Source organism: Fodinibius salicampi, from assembly GCF_039545095.1.
GTDB classification, from domain to species: Bacteria; Bacteroidota; Rhodothermia; order Balneolales; family Balneolaceae; genus Fodinibius; species Fodinibius salicampi.
The window spans coordinates 506,032-524,253 of record NZ_BAABRS010000001.1 but is presented as its reverse complement, the minus strand read 5'-3'; the positions used below and the strand labels follow the sequence as shown (position 1 = coordinate 524,253).

Annotated in this window: 10 protein-coding genes; 8 read left to right on the top strand and 2 right to left on the bottom strand. The window is 43.9% G+C overall.

Annotated elements, in window-relative coordinates; translation table 11 throughout:
- Nucleotides 1-4 precede the first annotated feature (4 nt).
- A complete protein-coding gene (locus ABEB05_RS02125; protein ID WP_265787109.1) occupies nt 5-2,320 on the top strand; it encodes a penicillin-binding protein 1A in 2,316 nt (771 codons plus the stop codon).
- A 176-nt stretch (nt 2,321-2,496) separates the two neighbouring features.
- Here the strand turns inward: ABEB05_RS02125 and atpC are convergent, their stop codons facing one another.
- Together atpC and atpD are read right to left on the bottom strand one after the other, a co-directional pair.
- Nucleotides 2,497-2,922 (bottom strand): ATP synthase F1 subunit epsilon, encoded by a 426-nt coding sequence (gene atpC / locus ABEB05_RS02120; RefSeq protein ID WP_265787107.1) that lies wholly within the window; start codon nt 2,920-2,922, stop codon nt 2,497-2,499.
- A 1-nt stretch (nt 2,923) separates the two neighbouring features.
- Nucleotides 2,924-4,426, bottom strand: a complete 1,503-nt coding sequence (atpD, locus tag ABEB05_RS02115) for a F0F1 ATP synthase subunit beta (RefSeq protein ID WP_265787105.1) — start codon at nt 4,424-4,426, stop codon at nt 2,924-2,926.
- 331 nt (nt 4,427-4,757) lie between these two features.
- On the opposite strand from atpD, the gene ABEB05_RS02110 reads away from it, so the two are divergent.
- The 7 genes from ABEB05_RS02110 (at nt 4,758) to lon (ending at nt 18,059) form a co-directional block, all read left to right on the top strand.
- Nucleotides 4,758-5,609, top strand: a complete 852-nt coding sequence (locus ABEB05_RS02110) for a class I SAM-dependent methyltransferase (RefSeq protein WP_265787103.1) — start codon at nt 4,758-4,760, stop codon at nt 5,607-5,609.
- A gap of 55 nt (nt 5,610-5,664) precedes the next feature.
- Nucleotides 5,665-6,981, top strand: a complete 1,317-nt coding sequence (locus tag ABEB05_RS02105) for an APC family permease (protein ID WP_265787101.1) — start codon at nt 5,665-5,667, stop codon at nt 6,979-6,981.
- A gap of 203 nt (nt 6,982-7,184) precedes the next feature.
- Complete coding sequence (gene rsmB, locus ABEB05_RS02100; protein WP_265787099.1) at nt 7,185-8,516, top strand: 16S rRNA (cytosine(967)-C(5))-methyltransferase RsmB; 1,332 nt, start codon at nt 7,185-7,187, stop codon at nt 8,514-8,516.
- Between the two features lie 179 nt (nt 8,517-8,695).
- Complete coding sequence (locus tag ABEB05_RS02095) at nt 8,696-11,398, top strand: valine--tRNA ligase (RefSeq protein WP_265787097.1); 2,703 nt, start codon at nt 8,696-8,698, stop codon at nt 11,396-11,398.
- 120 nt (nt 11,399-11,518) lie between these two features.
- Nucleotides 11,519-13,786 carry an ATP-dependent helicase gene (locus tag ABEB05_RS02090; RefSeq protein ID WP_265787095.1) on the top strand — a complete coding sequence of 756 codons (2,268 nt, stop codon included), beginning with the start codon at nt 11,519-11,521 and terminating at the stop codon, nt 13,784-13,786.
- A gap of 26 nt (nt 13,787-13,812) precedes the next feature.
- Nucleotides 13,813-15,360 carry a DUF5723 family protein gene (locus ABEB05_RS02085; protein WP_265787093.1) on the top strand — a complete coding sequence of 516 codons (1,548 nt, stop codon included), beginning with the start codon at nt 13,813-13,815 and terminating at the stop codon, nt 15,358-15,360.
- Nucleotides 15,361-15,542: 182 nt separating this feature from the next.
- Complete coding sequence (gene lon, locus ABEB05_RS02080; protein WP_265787091.1) at nt 15,543-18,059, top strand: endopeptidase La; 2,517 nt, start codon at nt 15,543-15,545, stop codon at nt 18,057-18,059.
- Nucleotides 18,060-18,222 lie beyond the last annotated feature (163 nt).

The window sequence follows — 18,222 nt, the reverse complement described above, 5'->3', positions numbered from 1 at the left end:
TTAAATGAGTAACTCAGACTTTGATAATGAAATGGATCGTTATTTTAACGATCCCGAATACCGCCGGCAAAAGGCCTCAAAGGATAATTCTGGCCACTCAGGTTATAAAAATTGGTTCTCCTTTAACTGGAATAAAAATGATTTTGTTAAGTGGACAACCATTGCTGGTGGTATAACAGTTATATTGTTTACCGGTTTTCTTATTTTTCTTTTTTCGGGTCTTCCTTCAGTATCCGAACTTGAAAATCCTCAAACAGCTATTGCCTCCGAAGTTAAAAGTCGGGACGGCGTTGTTTTGGATCGTTTTTATACAGAAAATCGTACCTACGTACCCTATGAAGATATATCCCCCCATGCTATAAATGCATTAATAGCTACTGAGGATCACCGATTTTACGAACATTGGGGTATAGATATGATCCGCACCCTCTCCGTACCCTGGCATCTGCTGAACGGACGGATACAAGGAGGATCTACTATTACCCAACAGCTAGCCCGAAATTTATATAAGAAGATCGGGCGTGAATTTTCGATCATCAGGAAACTGCGCGAAATGATAACTGCCATTGAAATAGAGGGCAATTACACTAAGCGTGAAATAATAGAAATGTATTTGAATACAGTTGAATTTCCGAATAGCGCCTTCGGTATTCAATCTGCTGCATATACGCATTATGGTAAAACAGCCAAAGAACTTACAGCCCCTGAAGCCGCTACACTCATAGGTTCATTAAAAGGAGTTTATCTTTATAATCCACGCATTAATCCTGAAAATGCTATTTCCCGCCGCAATACGGTGCTTATGCTCCTCAATGAACGGGGATTTCTTGATAATACGGCCTATAACCAACTTTTAGAACAACCCCTGCAATTAGATTATCATCCTCCCTCCAAAGCCGGAACTGAAAGCAGGTATTTTGGGCAATATGTCAGGCAACAAATAGAAGGTTGGGCCGAAGAAAACGGCTATAATCTTAATACCGATGGACTTACGATCTATACCACTATTGATTCACGGTATCAAAAATATGCTCAACAAGCCGTAGAGACTAAGCTTGATTCTTTGCAGTCGATATTCGTAGATGAATGGACCTCCTCCAATGGGGAGTTTATGGATATCTTCTGGCAGCGATATCCCCAGTTCTTACCCAGTTTTATTCGTGAAACCGATCGTTTTAAAAACGGGTTTTCTAAATATGACACCGATCAATCCTCGGTAGTTATGGAAAAATTGAGGGCCGATGAAGCTTTTGTGGACTCCGTCAAGCGCGCTAAAATGCGCTTAGAAGCAGGATTTGTAGGGATTGATCCCAAGACGGGCGAAATCCTGTGCTGGATAGGCGGCTCCGACTATGGTGATGTACAGTTCGACCATGTCTACCAGTCCGAACGACAAGCCGGATCAACCTTTAAGCCCTTTGTATATACCGTGGCTATTGATAATGGCTATATGCCCTATCACAGATTCTCAAAATATCCCCGCAAATTTGTTCAAAAGAGCGGCAGAGTTTGGGCCCCCAAAGATCCGAGTGTTCCCGAAGGACCGGATATGCTGCCCCTGCGGCAAGGACTGGCACGGAGCTTAAATAATGTGACGGTTGGACTGCTGCCCGAAATTGCGGGGGCTCCGAATACAAACCGTGTTGAAGATTTAATGCCAGCAGCGCAAAAGATAAAGCAGATGGCTGAAAATATGGGGATTGACCTCTCGGATGAACGCGTATTCCCATCTATAGCCCTTGGAACAGCGGAAGTATCGCTGTTGGAATTAACAAGCGCCTATACCACTTTTGCGAATCAGGGCGTGCATATTGAACCCTTCGCAATTACCCGTATTGAAGACAAGTCCGGCAATGTAATTAAAGAATATCAGCCGGAGTTTCAGCAGGAAGCAATAAGTCCTGAGACAGCTTATATTATGATTGATATGATGCGCGGGGTTATACGGGGCGGAGAAGATTACTATGGAACCGGCGTGCGCCTGCAAAGCACTTATAATATCCGACAGGATATTGCCGGAAAGACCGGAACTACACAGAATGCGGCAGATAACTGGTTTATGGGAATGACTCCTCATATTGTAATGGGAGCTTGGGTGGGCGGTGCCGACCGGCGTATTCGCTTCCCTGAGACCAGCAGGACCGGTCAGGGGGCCCATACAGCACTCCCAATGGTCGGTCGATTCATGAACCTTGCCTCATCCGATCCCGATGCTCCCTGGAGTTATGAAGCATTTGAACCTCCTGCAGGATTTGTGATGCCCCGGGAAGGTGCCGGCAACAACGGTAATAACACCGGTACCGGTCGGATTGACTGGTAAGGTAATAATAGTACGTTACTTTTCAGTAATGGGATACGTCCTGATGCTGAGTTAATACGATAAAAGCTGGACTAGGCAAGGAAAGATCTAAACAATAAAAAAGGCGATCCCTCAATCAATGAGAGATCGCCTAATTTTTTCGGATAACTATTATAGAAAATAAGTAACCATCTGCCTTACTGTGTAGATACCGTTACATCAGCCGCTAGTTTGATACGGTTTTCTGCCCTTTCTAAAGCTTTCTTCGCTCTTTTCTTATCGATAGAGTCATCTTCCGATGCTGATGCCAAACGTTCACGTGCTCGTTCTTTTGCAGCTTTTGCACGCTCTACATCAATCTCCTCTACCGATTCAGCAGCCTCAGCAAGTAAATGCAGGTGGTTATCCACAACCTCTACAAATCCACCGGTTATAGCGAAATGCTGCTCTTCCCCGGTTGCTTTGCGAACCACCACTTCACCTACTTCAAGAGTAGACATAATATTGGCATGCAGCGTTTTAACTTCGAAGCTGCCCATTGTTCCGGGCAGTTTAACACCTGTTACCTCTTCATCCAGAAGCGAACCCTCTGGAGTTAGAATTTGAGCTTTGAAACTGGTCATTTTATTCTGCTGCCTCAGCTTCCTTTTCTTCGGCTAACAATTTTTCGCCTTTTTCTATGGCTTCCTCAATAGTACCAACCATGTAAAAAGCATTCTCAGGTAAATGGTCAAGCTCTCCGTCCAGAATTTTCTTGAAGCCCTTCACGGTGTCTTCAACATTTACGAAAACACCCGGCTGGCCAGTAAATTGCTCAGCTACGTGGAAGTTCTGGCTCAGGAATCGCTGAATTCTTCGTGCCCGGGCTACGACCGTTTTGTCTTCATCAGAAAGTTCATCCATACCGAGAATAGCAATAATATCCTGCAGATCCTTATACTTCTGCAAAATCTCAATAACTCCACGGGCCGTATTATAATGCTCTTCACCTACGATATGGGGATCAAGAATACGGGAAGAAGAGTCAAGGGGATCCACCGCAGGATAAATACCAATCTGCGTCAGTGCACGGCTTAATACCGTCGTTGCATCGAGGTGAGCAAATGTCGTTGCCGGAGCGGGATCTGTCAAGTCATCAGCCGGTACATAAACCGCCTGTACTGAGGTAATAGACCCATTTTTAGTAGAAGTAATTCGCTCCTGTAGGTCTCCCATTTCCGTAGCAAGTGTTGGCTGATATCCAACAGCTGATGGCATTCGTCCCAACAAGGCAGATACTTCGGAGCCTGCCTGGGTAAAGCGGAAAATATTGTCAATAAAAAACAGGATATCACGGCTTACCTCATCACGGAAATACTCCGCTATCGTCAGACCTGAAAGTGCTACACGTGCACGAGCTCCCGGGGGCTCATTCATCTGACCAAATACAAAAGCAGATTTTGATTCTTTAAGGGCCTCCTTGTCTACCTTCTCAAGATCCCAATTACCTTCCTCAAAAGATTCCTTAAAAGCCTCTCCATAGTCAATAATATCGGCTTCAAGCATCTCACGGATCAAGTCATTTCCTTCCCGGGTACGCTCTCCCACCCCGGCAAATACGGATAATCCACCGTGACCTTTCGCAATATTATTAATAAGCTCCTGAATAAGAACCGTCTTCCCTACTCCGGCACCACCGAAAAGCCCAGTCTTACCACCCTTGGCATAGGGACAAAGCAAGTCAATAACCTTAATACCGGTTTCCAGCATTTCGGTAGAAGTTGCCAATTCTTTAAACTCGGGAGCAGATCGGTGAATGGGATACGTTCGGTCTCCTTTAGGTGGCTCAATGCCATCAATTGGTTCTCCAACCACATTAAATACTCTTCCGCGAATATCTTCGCCGACAGGCATGGAGATCGGAGCACCGGTGTTAACGACTTCCATTTCCCGAACCAAGCCATCGGTAGAGTCCATCGCAATGGTACGCACACGATTTTCTCCGAGGTGCTGGGCAACTTCCAGATAAAGTTTAGATTTGTCTTCACGTTCAATATAGAGGGCATTTAATACGGGGGGGATGCTTCCCTCATCAAAGTCCACATCCACAACCGGACCAATGACCTGTGCAACGGTTCCTTTATTCATTATCTAATAGTCGATTATAATGAGTTAATTTTGGTAATTTTAGTCGAAATGTTCCATCACTCTGGAAGCGACGAAAGTTAGGCTTTTTCCAAGGAAAAGGCAAAAGCAATACATAATCTTTCAAACCAAATTATTTGAATCCAATTACATGAGGTTGGTGGGAACTTCTAACAATTTTAACTCTTTATTACATAATGAATATAGCTTGTAGTTGTAACTGTTAAGTTTATAACCTTTATTTAACTTAGTGTTGTTTTTGAGCATGATTTTTAACCTATATTCATTAGCTATAATCTTCCCTTTTCAACCCTTTTAAAAAATGGTGACGAATATGTCAACTTCATCAATAAATAGATTTCTCAAATCAACGATTACTGCTTTTGTTGTTAGCCTGTTTTTACTACTGGCTTCTTCCCCGCTACAAGCGCAAGATCTGGATGTTCCGTATGTACCTACGCCCGATAACGTAGTTCAAAAAATGTTAGAGGTTACCGACGTTAAACCAAGTGACTATGTTATTGATTTGGGATCCGGCGATGGACGCATAGTAATAGCTGCAGCAGAACGCGGGGCCAATGGTCATGGAATTGATCTTGATCCGGAACGCATAGAAGAAGCGCGTCAAAATGCACAGGATGCCGGAGTAGACGATCAAATCCTATTTATCGAAGGCAACCTCTTTGAAACCGACTTCAGTGAAGCATCCGTAATTACCATGTATCTCCTGCCCTCCGTAAACAAGAAACTACGTCCGGAATTACTCGATAGGCTGCAGCCGGGTACACGTATTGTTTCTCACAGCTTTGATATGGGAGATTGGAAAGCAGATAAAAAACTTACTATTGAATCAGAGGGAAGCAGTCGGTCGCATGACATTTACTACTGGGTTATTCCAGCAAAAGTAGCAGGCAACTGGAATTTTTCGGCTGACGGCAAAGATTTTGAAATTAATTTAACGCAAAGGTATCAGGAGATTACCGCTTCACTCACTGATCAAAATGGCACTACCTATAAGACAGAGCAACAATTGTTAAGAGGCGACCGCATTACTATAAAAGCCTCGAATGGCAACCAGTTTTACATTTTCAGCGGACGTGTAGAAGGCGATCAAATCCATGGCTCCATGCAACACCATAATGCAAATGAAAAGACATTTTCTCCCTGGACTGCTACCCGCGAGTAGCTTTTACATTGGTATGCCAAATAAGTGAGATAGCCATAATTATTTATACTATTATATGAAAAAGGACTCCCGGGGCAAGCCCCGGCGAATTTTTAACAACTTCAATGCGATTGCCGTCATAATAGGCATTGTTATAGGTATTGGTATTTTTCGCCTGCCCTCCATGGTTGCACAAAATGCCGCCTCAGAACTGCATTATCTTAGCTTTTGGATAGCGGGAGGCATCATTTCAATTATTGGGGCACTTTGCTATGCAGAATTAGCCTCTGCCAAGCCCGATGCGGGAGGAGAGTACTTTTTCCTTACCAAGGCATTTGGTCCGGGTACCGGTTTTCTCTTTTCATGGGGACGTATGACCGTCATACAAACCGGCTCCATTACTCTTGCAGCTTTTATTCTGGGCGATTATGCGTCTGTCATTTATGATCTAGGGACCTACAGCTCCTCTATTTATGCCGGAATTACGGTCGTTGGGCTAACCGCCCTCAATATTATAGGCACCGGTCCCTCTAAAAATATCCAAACGGCTATGACCTCTATAATTGTGGTTGTTTTGCTGCTGGCTGGTTTAGCCGGAGTATTAACCGGATTCAGCGCTGAACCGGTACAAGCTGCTTCCGACTCAGGTGTGACTACCTCCGCGGGAGCAGCTATGATATTTGTACTGCTCACTTACGGAGGCTGGAACGAAGGCGTATACCTTTCCGCCGAAATTAAGGATGTTCGGAAAAATATTTCTCGCGTACTTCTGTTAAGCCTGGCGACTATTACCGTCCTATACGTGCTTATTAACAGTGCCTACCTCCAGCTTTTAGGGCTTGAAACCCTGCGAAATTCCGATACTATCGGAGTTAGCCTGAGCAATAAAATTATTGGGTCCGGCGGATCATTTGCAATGGCAGTCCTCATTGTGATTTCAGCCCTTTCTACTGCAAATGCTACGATTATTACCGGAGCCAGAACAAATTATGCATTAGGACGTGATTTCCCTCTTCTCAAATTTATTGGCCAATGGAATCATGCCAATAACACCCCCGTTAATGCTTTGCTACTCCAGGGTTTTATTGCTTTTGGACTTGTTATACTGGGTGGCTTTACAGAAGAAGCTGTTTCTACAATGGTTGATTATACCGCACCGGTATTTTGGTTTTTTATTTTTTTAACAACTTTATCTCTTTTTGTTTTCCGAAGAAATCCCAACTATAAATTGTCATTTAGAGTTCCACTCTATCCTCTTACTCCCCTGTTATTTATGACCGTTTGCCTGTACCTGCTCTATTCTAGTGTTGTATTCACCGGATGGGGAGCACTTGTTGGAATTCTGATTCTTCTATTAGGATTACCAGTATACTATTTCGCACAGAACAGGTAATGACTGATCAAAATAAAGTATTAAAATCAGTGACCAGATTTCTTATTCCGTATTAGCAACTCCCCTCCTAAAACTGTATTTTTTTAAACCTGTTCCATCAATTTTAGAGTCAGCCATTTTTTGATTAAGATTCATTTCGAAATCCACTGGTCCTGAACTCTTTTTTGTCCGCAGCGAACAGATCACTGAAAATATAATTTAAATTGGATATCGCATTGGAAACTGAAGCATCGGCTCGTTCTGTCAGCGTAGAAATATTAATCAATTTTGACAAAAATAACGTATTAGATTATTCGACTGCAGATCAATTGGATTCGCGCGGCCGTGCTGAAGTCCGCGAATATGTACAAAATATTTTAAGACGCCGCACCTATCTTGATTTCCTTATTGACGAGTTTTCAAATGTTAAGATCAAGGAGATGAAGCCCAGCTTAAAAAACATTTTACGCCTGGGCATCTATGATATGGTATTCATGGACAGTACCCCTGATTATGCGGCGATTAATGAGTCGGTGGAACTTGCTAAGCTGAAACTCGGCTCACGTACGGGTGATCTCACCAATGCAATTCTCCGGAATCTCCAGCGCGATATTGATAACCTTCCCAAACCCTCCTATGAAGACCGGACAAAACTCGTTGCAACGACCTTTTCACATCCGGAATGGCTCGTAGAACGATGGACGAAGCGGTTTGGAGAGCGTGAAGCTTTTAAGCTGATGCAGGCTAATAACAAAAGGCCGGTCTACTATGTCCGGGCTAACAACCTGCGTACCAAAACAGAAAATTTTAAACTGAGAATGACGAAGCACGACATTGACTTTACGGAGAGCGATTGGCTTCCAGGTTATTTTCAAGTGGATAGCGTTGCTCCTTTTATATCCAAGGGTTGGCTTGACAAAGGTTTTTGCCAGGTACAGGATATAGCCGCTGGCTTCGCTCCCTTTCTTCTTGATCCTCAGCCCGGTGAGGAAATTTACGATCTATGTGCTGCTCCGGGTACAAAAAGCATCCTGATGGCTGATCGAATGAATGCAGAAGGAAGTATTTTGGCCGTAGATATTTCTTCGGAACGGCTGGACAAACTGGCATCAAGTGCCCTTACCTATCACGCAGAAAACATCCGTGTGCGCCGGGCAGATGTAACTGAACTCGAACTTGATGAAGCGGACGGGGTTCTTCTGGATGCTCCCTGTACAGGAACGGGCGTACTGAGCAAACGAGCAGATCTGCGCTGGCGACGAGATGAGGAAGGACTCAAAAATGCGGTTGAGCAACAGGCCCGACTGCTGGATTCAGCCGCGAAAATGGTTAAAAAAGGCGGGCGACTGGTATATAGTACCTGTTCCCTTGAAGAAGAGGAAAATATGGACCAGATAATGAATTTCCTCGACCGCCATGAGAATTTTGAGCTGCAGACCGTGGAAGGCTATGTACCGGAAGAAGTGATGGTCGACGGTGGATTCGGATATCAGACTTTCCCCCATAAACATAACTGCGACGGTCATTTCGGAGTTTTATTAAAACGAACTTCATAACCTTATAAAAAATCACCCGCCGGACGGCTCAGGATATTTATGTACTTGACTAAATAACAGCCGTCAGGCGGGCCTTATTAAAATAGAAGCAATAATTGGCTCAAAATCTTCTCTCCTTTTTCGTATCTTCACCCTCCAGTAAAATCTAATCTGAACATCATAAAGCGCATTCATTAATTTTGAAAAAAACAACTGCTTCAAAGGATATTCCCAAGCATTTTGATCCCGGCAGCATCGAAGACAAATGGTACAGCTTTTGGGAGGATAACGGATTTTTCCATTCCGAACCCGACGACCGTGAATCCTATACGGTGGTCATTCCTCCTCCAAACGTTACGGGCGTGCTGCATATGGGACACATGCTCAACAATACTATACAGGATGTGCTGGTCCGCCGCGCCCGCATGCAGGGCAAGAACGCCTGCTGGGTACCAGGCACCGATCATGCCTCCATTGCAACGGAAGCCAAAGTCGTTCAGAAACTCCGTAAAGAAGGTATTACCAAGGCCGATCTCACCCGTAATGAATTCTTAGAACATGCCTGGGAGTGGACGGAAGAACACGGGGGAATTATCCTGCAACAGCTCCGAAAATTGGGCGCTTCCTGCGACTGGGAGCGTACGCGATTTACGCTCGAGGATGAACTATATGAAGCCGTTGTGGATTGCTTTATCAAACTCTATGAGCGGGGCTATATTTACCGTGGGAAGCGCATGATCAACTGGGATCCCGAAGCACAAACCGCGCTCTCTGACGAAGAAGTCATCCACCGGGAGGAAAAATCAAAACTGTATCACGTCCGTTATAAGATTAATAACAGCGATCAGTGGGTAACTATTGCCACTACACGTCCCGAAACCATTTTGGCAGATTCCGCTGTCTGTGTTCATCCGGAAGACGAACGCTATCAGGATCTGATCGGTAAAACGGCCATTATTCCAATCGTGGAACGTGAAGTCCCGGTTATTGCCGATGAGTATGTAGATATGGAATATGGGACAGGTTGTCTGAAGATCACCCCGGCCCACGACGAAAATGACTATGAAATTGGTCAGAAGCACGATCTGGAAATTATCGATATACTCAATCCCGATGGGACCCTGAATGAAGCAGCCGAAAACTATATTGGAGAAGACCGCTTTGATGCCCGTGAACTGATCATCAAAGACCTTGAAGAACTTGATCAGCTTGTTGAGATCGAGGAGCTGGAAAACAAAATCGGATACTCCGAGCGTACCGACGCTATTATCGAACCGCGCCTATCGCTGCAGTGGTTCTGCCAGATGGATAAACTAGCCAAGCCGGCCCATGAAAATGTAATGAACGATAATATTCAGTTTCATCCGGCGAAGTTCAAAAACTCCTACAACCACTGGATGGAAAACATCCGCGATTGGTGCATTTCGCGTCAGCTTTGGTGGGGACAGCGTATTCCTGCTTGGTATTTCGGAGACGGCAAGGATGATTACGTTGTAGCTAAAACCGAAGATGAAGCCCTTGAAAAAGCACGTAAAAAGTCAGGGAATGCTGATCTTTCAACTGATGATGTCCGTCAGGATGAAGATGTGCTTGATACCTGGTTTTCTTCATGGCTATGGCCAATTACCGTTTTTGACCCTGAGTTTATCCGTACGGGCGAAGCTAATGAAGAGCTGGAATACTATTATCCTACACAGGATTTGGTTACCGCTCCGGAAATCATGTTTTTCTGGGTTGCACGGATGATTATGTCTGGATATGAGTTTAAAGACGAAAAGCCGTTCAGCAATGTTTATTATACAGGCATCGTCCGCGATAGCCAACGGCGTAAAATGTCGAAGTCGCTAGGGAACTCCCCCGATCCGCTTAAGCTCATGGAACAATACGGTACGGATGGCGTGCGCGTGGGGATGCTATTCTCCTCTCCTGCCGGAAATGATTTGCTGTTCGAAGAGCAGCTTTGCGAGCAAGGACGAAATTTTGCCAACAAAATTTGGAATGCCTTCCGATTCCTGTCGATGAATCGGACGGAAGATACCGAACTGGCTATCGAACTTAAGATTGATGAAGACAATCTTGTCGACCGCTGGATGCTTTCTCGTCTGCACGAAACGATCGATGCTATCAATAAGGATATGGAATCCTTTCGGATCAATGAGGCACTACACAAAATTTACTCGTTGATATGGGATGATTTCTGTGACTGGTATATTGAACTTATCAAAGCCGATGAGCCGGGCGCCAGCATTCCAGAAGATCGCCTTTCACGTGGATTCAATATCTTTGAACAGCTGATGAAACTCTTGCATCCGTTTATGCCGTTTATCACAGAAGAAATTTGGCAGCTTACCCGCAACCGTGATACGGATGAAGCGATAATCGTAGCTTCCTGGCCGAAATTTGATGAAAAGGCTGTCTCGAAGGACGATAGAACCCTTTTTGAATCCATTCAAAAGATGATCTCTGCCATCCGTAATATTCGTGCGGAATTTAAGCTAAGTCCCAATGATGAGATTGATCTGCTTATCAAGGCCAAGGATGATAACACCGCCAAAGCTATCAGTAAAAACGAGTGGATTTTCCGCAAGCTTCAGTCCATTGATACGTTTAAAGTAGAAGCGGATCTGGACAAGCCCGAAACATCGGCCTCTGCGGTTATTGAAGGCACTGAATTGTTTGTCCCGCTGGAGGGACTCATCGATCTGGATAAGGAACGCGAGCGTATCCAAAAAGAAATTGACCGTCTGGAAGGTTTTCTGAAATCTATCGAGGGCAAGTTGAAAAACGATGGATTCGTAAATAATGCACCAGCGGAGGTTGTCCAGCGTGAACGCGATAAGAAAGAAGACACTGAAACAGACCTGGAGAAACTACGCGAAATTTTAAGCGAATTGGATTCGTAATTACTCCCGATAAATCGGATTCCTTCGAAGGTGCCCCCCCCTTGTGGAGGACAACTCCGTATTTATTTTACGCAGCCGGGAGATGTAATAACAACAAGATATTTAGTTTTTAGTATTTTTATGCCAAAAGAACCAGATTTTATACATGATCTGAATGAACAACAAAAACGGGCAGTACGTCATACCGAGGGCCCCCTACTGATTGTAGCGGGAGCTGGCAGTGGCAAAACCCGTGTGCTTACCTACCGTATAGCTTATCTTATTCAGCAGCAGAAAGCAGCCCCGGATGATATTTTGGCCCTGACGTTTACCAATAAGGCTGCCAAAGAGATGAAAGAGCGTATCCAGCAGCTTATTGGGGATGAAGCACGCAAACTCTGGATGGGAACTTTTCACTCCGTTTTTTCAAAAATTCTGCGTTTCGAGGCAGAAAAGATTGGCTTTACTTCCAATTATTCTATTTACGATATGGAAGATTCTAAAAATGCCATTAAGCAGCTACTTCGGGAAAATAACTACGATCCCAAAGAGATACGTCCGCGTACTATTCAGCGACTAATCAGTGATGCCAAAAATGAGCTCATCTATCCGGATCATTACCAGGAAAAATTTGTACATAGCACGCTTGATGATATTACCGCCAAAATCTACGGGCAGTATGTCGAACGCCTGAAACACAATAATGCGATGGACTTTGATGACCTGCTTGTCAAACCCATCGAGCTGTTTCAAAAAAACGAAGATGTGCTCGAAAAATATCAGGATCGCTTTAAATATATCTTGATTGATGAGTACCAGGATACCAATCATGCCCAGTATAAAGTGACCAACATGCTGGCTGAAAAGTATAAGAACTTATGTGTGGTTGGGGATGATGCCCAAAGTATCTACTCCTTCCGGGGTGCTGATATTCATAATATCCTCGATTTCAAAAATGATTATGAGGATGCGGTTGAGATTCCGCTGGAACAAAATTATCGCTCTACCCAGGCCATACTCAAAGCGGCAGACTCTATTATCAAAAATAATGAGAGTCAGCTGGATAAAACGCTCTGGACCGACAACGACATGGGCGATACCATAACGGTACTCGACAACTACGATGAGCGGGATGAAGCCAATCGGGTAGCGAATTATATCAAAGAACTGAAAGCCCGGAAAGGTTATGACTACAATGATTTCGCCATACTCTATCGGACGAATTATCAGAGCAGGGTTTATGAGGAAACGTTCCGCCGTAAGGGTATTCCCTATCAGTTGGTAGGCGGACTTTCATTTTATCAGCGCAAAGAGATCAAAGATGTACTGGCATATCTGACCCTTCTTATCAATCCGGATGATGATACTAATCTTGTCCGCATCATTAATGAACCCTCCAGGGGGATTGGCAATAAATCATTGCATGATCTCATGGCCCGCGCCCGTTCCACGAACCAGTCTTTATGGCAGGTTTTAAAAAATGTGGATCAGATTGATCTTTATAAACCGGCAGAGAATAGTGTCAAGGATTTTGTAGCCATGATCAATGAGCTTAAGAATGACCTGAAGAATAACGAAAAGCTCATCAATGTTACCAAAAAGCTGCTGGAAAAATCAGGCTATATGAAGTCACTGGTAGAGGAAAACTCTCCCAAGTCAATGACGCGTCGCGAAAATATTTTAGAACTTGAAAACGCGATATCCTATTTCGAAAAAAATAACAACAACGCTTCACTAAGCTCTTTTTTACAGGAAATTAGCCTTATTACCGATACCGACAAATACGATGAGGAGAAACCTGCCGTTACCATGATGACCGTTCATGCAGCTAAGGGGCTGGAATTCCCGGCTGTTTTTGTTGTGGGGCTCGAAGAAGAATTATTCCCGGTGGGCAGTCGAAATAATGAAGAAGTCAATATTGAAGAAGAACGGAGACTCTTTTATGTGGCTATTACACGAGCACAGGAAGTGCTCTTTTTTAGTCACTGCCGCAGTCGTTATAAATACGGTGAAGAACAACGAAAAAGACGTTCCCGTTTCTTAGACGAAGTAAGTTCAGATGTTGTTCGTACGGAAACCGGATCCTCCATAAAACAAGATAAGGATCGATTCTCTGAAAAAAATAGTTCTTCGTCTCAAAACGGAGATACTCGGATTGAATACGACTGGAAAAAGCCACTTTATAAAAAGAAAAATCGGTCTTCTAATAATACTCAGGTATATTATGACAATCCCGATGAAGATCCATTTCAGGTAGGAGCAAAAGTGGAACATAATATTTTTGGTCAGGGTAAAATTATAAGCAGAAGTGGTGAAGGTGAAAAAACGAAAGTGGTTATCTACTTTAAAGAACGGCAACAGCGTAAAACATTAATGCTTCGCGTAGCAAAACTCAGGGTTATTGGTTAGCCTATAGGGCGATATTGATATTATAGATGAAAAATTATTTCCTCATACAAACGATCAAAAAAGGTATAGCTATCGCCACGTGGGCGCTTATCGCCATGATTTTCACCCACACGCTCAAAGCCCAACCTTCTCTCACTTCAAATAACCTGGGCTTGAATGGCGGCGGTATCGCATATTTTAGCGGAAGCGAAGCTGCATTCAGCAATCCAGCTAACTTAATGCTTCCCAATCGTCCGGGCACATTGCATTTAGATATCGGACAAGCTGCCTTGCAAATTAACCCGATTCTATCCTCGAATACTGTTTCAGGACAGTTCACCAATTTCCGAAACCGATATCGTCCCTATATTCAAAAGTATGTTGGTATAAATTCTTCGCAGCGTACTACAATTCTTGATAAACATTTTGGGGGACAGAGGCTACAAGCCAATACCCCATCACGAGCTGAGATAATGCTAGGAGGAATCCATTGGTACAGAAAAGACTATGCAATTTCTATTGCTTTGCGTGCGCGTCTGGCTTCCCGGATTATTACCGGAAGAGGATGGTATGATGATAGCTTCATAGGTCAAAATAATCGGACCGTCCGGGATTTTACCTTATCTCAACAACAAAGCGAACTCTATGAACTTTCCTTTGGCTACGCACAGGATTTCACTTTTGTAAACGGATTGATGCCGGGATTGAGCAAACTCTATATTGGGTTTGCTCCAAAACTAATAGTAGCTGGTCCCAAGCTAGATGCCCGCTATCATGCCCGTTATTATGATGACGGAATAAACGCCCAGGCAAATCCTTTTACTTCTGACTTTAGCCTGCAAAGTACCGGGCGCTTCAGTGATGCCATCCATGCATATATGCAGTCCGAAAATCCCCAAGAGGCAATACAAAACAATTTTGGCAGCTATCACTTTGAACAAAGCGGGTATGGATTGGGATTTGATTTTGGACTCAATTATGTAATTCCCCTTAGTGATGAAGGATTATCACAGCGTACAGAAGGTATTCCTAAAAAATCACTGCGTATTGCTTTATCTCTTGCCGATATCGGAGTACTGCGTCAAACGGAACAACCACTCACCATTGATACTCCTGGAGATACCACTATTGCCCAGCAACAATCACCCTTAAATGAAATGTTTATTGGGTCTGGCGGACAATATATTAACCACCTTCACCAAGCCGAATCACTGCCTAACCCGCTACTGAGCGCTGAAGAGAGCTCTGAGGAAGCCTACTCAACCATGCTACCCACATCCGTTAACGCAGGTATATTAGTTGACTTATCGACCGTCAAGTTTATCGGAGATCTTACCCTCGGACTCGATAACAGTGCCTATACATCCAAGAACTTGTCTGTCTACCTGGGAATGGAAGCCCGGCCCTTTGAAAGAATACCTTTGCGAATGGGAACCAAATTAGCTTCAAATATGCCTCTGCAAGTAGGTTTTTCAACTGGATTAGAAACAAAATACTGGGATTTTACTTTTGGTTCTCAGGCCTTAATATATCCTCAATCTCAACAAGCAGCCCTGGCCGGCGGAGCGATCGGGGGACTGCAGTTTCATTTCTGATAATCCAATTACTGCCAAGCTGTCAATTAATACTCTATTTTCCCTAACTTTTTGTTATTTTGCCAGTATCCATGACTAATTGGTAGATGGAAGAAGCTTGGCTCTTTATTTGCACTTAATTGTTTCCAATACTAAAACTTTGATTTAAAACCTTAGCATACATGAAGGAAATGTTCAAAAACATGGTCAATTTTGAAGATATTGACGACCAGTTCGACGATTTTGAACAGGCTATTCCTCTTATGTCGGAAGAGGAAGAAAAAGAATTAACACAGTCTGAAATTCCCGACGAACTTCCTATTCTTCCACTTAAGAACACGGTGCTTTTTCCCGGTGTGGTTGTACCTATTACTGTAGGACGTGATCGTTCCCTCGAATTAGTAAAGGAAGCATATGAAGCTGACAAAACGATTGGAGTAGTCAGTCAAAAAAATGAGGAGGATGAGGATCCCAATGAGAAAGATCTGTACGAAGTAGGAACGGTAGCCCAGATTTTAAAACTAATTAAGATGCCTGATGGCAGTAAAAGTATTGTCATTCAGGGCAAGACGACCTTTAAGATTGAGGAGTTTCTTCAAAAAGACCCTTATTTTAAAGCCATTGTAGAGCCCTATCGCCAGGAAATGGATTTGGAAGGAGTAGAACTCGATGCCTCTATTCGGTCGGTAAAAGAGACAGCAAGAAAAATTGTAAACCTCTCACCGAATATACCTTCCGAAGCTTCCATTGCAATTAATAACATCAGCAGTCCTACTTTCCTGCTTAACTTTATCTCTTCAAATCTCAACGTCTCCACAAATGAAAAGCAGGAAGTGCTCGAAATCCGCACTTTCTCTACGCGTATGGAACGCGTTATGGAATTTCTTAATAAAGAACTCCAGGTATTAAACCTCAGCGAAGAGATACGCACGAAGGTAAAATCTGACATTGATGATCAGCAACGTGATTTCTATCTGCGCCAGCAGATGAAAGCCATTCAGGAAGCTTTGGGGGAAGATGGAGAACATCAGGAAGTTGAGAAACTTCGGAAACGAGCCAAAGAAAAGAATCTACCTGAGGAAGCCCAAGAAACCGTAGATAAGGAAATTACGCGACTAGAGCGTACCCCTAACTCTTCCCCCAACTACGGGGTTATTCACAGCTATATCGAATGGATCCTTGATCTACCGTGGGATAAATATTCCGACGATAACCTTGATTTGAATAATGCGCAGAATGTATTAGACGAAGACCATTACGGGCTTGAAAAAGTCAAAAAACGAATTGTTGAATATCTCGCGGTGCTTAAGCTTAAAAGCGACATGAAAGCACCTATTCTCTGCTTCTACGGACCTCCGGGTGTGGGTAAGACTTCTCTCGGAAAATCAATTGCCCGTGCCTTAAATAGAAAATTTGAGCGCTTCAGCCTGGGAGGAATACATGACGAAGCAGAAATTCGAGGCCATCGCCGAACATATATTGGCGCCCTGCCGGGACGTATATTGCGATCAATGAAGAAAGCCGGAACGGGTAATCCTGTTATTATGCTGGATGAAATTGATAAGGTAGGATCTGACTATAGAGGCGATCCCACCTCTGCCCTGCTGGAAGTACTCGATCCGGAACAGAACGACAGCTTTGCAGATAATTACCTGGAGCTGGAATACGATCTTTCAAAAGTACTGTTTATTGCCACGGCTAACTCGTTGGATACGATCCCGGCACCATTGCGTGATCGTATGGAGATTATCAATATCAGCGGTTACACCCTGCAGGAAAAGACTGAGATAGCCAAAGAACATCTCATTCCTAAACAAATTAAGGAGAATGGCCTGAAAGAAGAACAAATTAAACTTACTCATCAGGGTATCCAGAAAATTATTGACGAATATACCCGTGAATCAGGAGTAAGATCTCTGGAACGTCAGATCGGTTCGGTTTGCCGGGGAGTAGCTGCTAAAATTGCCACAGGCGATGACGGGCCCCATAAAGTAGGCGTTAACGAGCTGCAAGATTACCTCGGCAAGAGGAAGTACTTCTCTGAAGTAGCTGAACGAACCAAAGTACCCGGGGTTGCTACGGGACTGGCATGGACCCCTTACGGCGGCGATATTCTCTTTATTGAGGCCAGTGTATCCAAAGGCAGCGGCAAGCTACACATAACGGGTCAGCTGGGGGATGTGATGAAAGAATCCGCCATGCTTGCCATGTCTTACCTAAAAGCCAATTCCGAAGAGCTCAATATCCCTGAAGAAGCGTTTAAATACTGGGATCTCCATATCCACGTTCCAAAAGGAGCTGTTCCAAAAGATGGACCTTCGGCAGGGGTCTCTATCTTTTCTGCGGTAGCATCAATATTTACGCAGCGTAAGGTGAAAGGGACACTGGCTATGACCGGCGAAATTACGCTCCGTGGACTCGTACTCCCGGTGGGCGGTATCAAAGAAAAAGTACTGGCGGCCAAACGCGCAGGTATTGAAAAAGTACTGCTGCCGGAAAAAAATGAAAAAGATGTAGCAGAAATTGACGAGGATGTCCTCGGAGATCTCGAAGTGGAATATCTGGAACGCATGGACCCCCTGCTGGATATTGTGCTTGAAGATGAACCGGTTCTTAGTCCCGTCGACCGCTTTAAAGTAAGCGAAGAGCACAAAAACCGGAGTAACGATAGAGCTAAGGATGATAAAGATTCCACTGAAGAAACCATTGTTATGGATTAGATAAATATGCTCCCTTTAAAAACCGCTTCTCGATGGAGAAGCGGTTTTTTTATTTATAAGTAGTTAAGACATAGTAGTCTAGTAAGGCACAAACGAAACTTTTAAGGCTGTATAAGCATTTTAACAATGTTCAAACTAAACTGGGAATTGTTAATAAAATTAT

Coding starts and splice junctions, on each gene's coding strand:
- atpC (WP_265787107.1), bottom strand. CDS start 2,922: ATGACCAGTTTCAAAGCTCAAATTCTAACTCCAGAGGGTTCGCTTCTG.
- ABEB05_RS02085 (WP_265787093.1), top strand. CDS start 13,813: ATGAAAAATTATTTCCTCATACAAACGATCAAAAAAGGTATAGCTATC.
- ABEB05_RS02090 (WP_265787095.1), top strand. CDS start 11,519: ATGCCAAAAGAACCAGATTTTATACATGATCTGAATGAACAACAAAAA.
- ABEB05_RS02125 (WP_265787109.1), top strand. CDS start 5: ATGAGTAACTCAGACTTTGATAATGAAATGGATCGTTATTTTAACGAT.
- lon (WP_265787091.1), top strand. CDS start 15,543: ATGGTCAATTTTGAAGATATTGACGACCAGTTCGACGATTTTGAACAG.
- atpD (WP_265787105.1), bottom strand. CDS start 4,426: ATGAATAAAGGAACCGTTGCACAGGTCATTGGTCCGGTTGTGGATGTG.
- ABEB05_RS02105 (WP_265787101.1), top strand. CDS start 5,665: ATGAAAAAGGACTCCCGGGGCAAGCCCCGGCGAATTTTTAACAACTTC.
- ABEB05_RS02110 (WP_265787103.1), top strand. CDS start 4,758: ATGTCAACTTCATCAATAAATAGATTTCTCAAATCAACGATTACTGCT.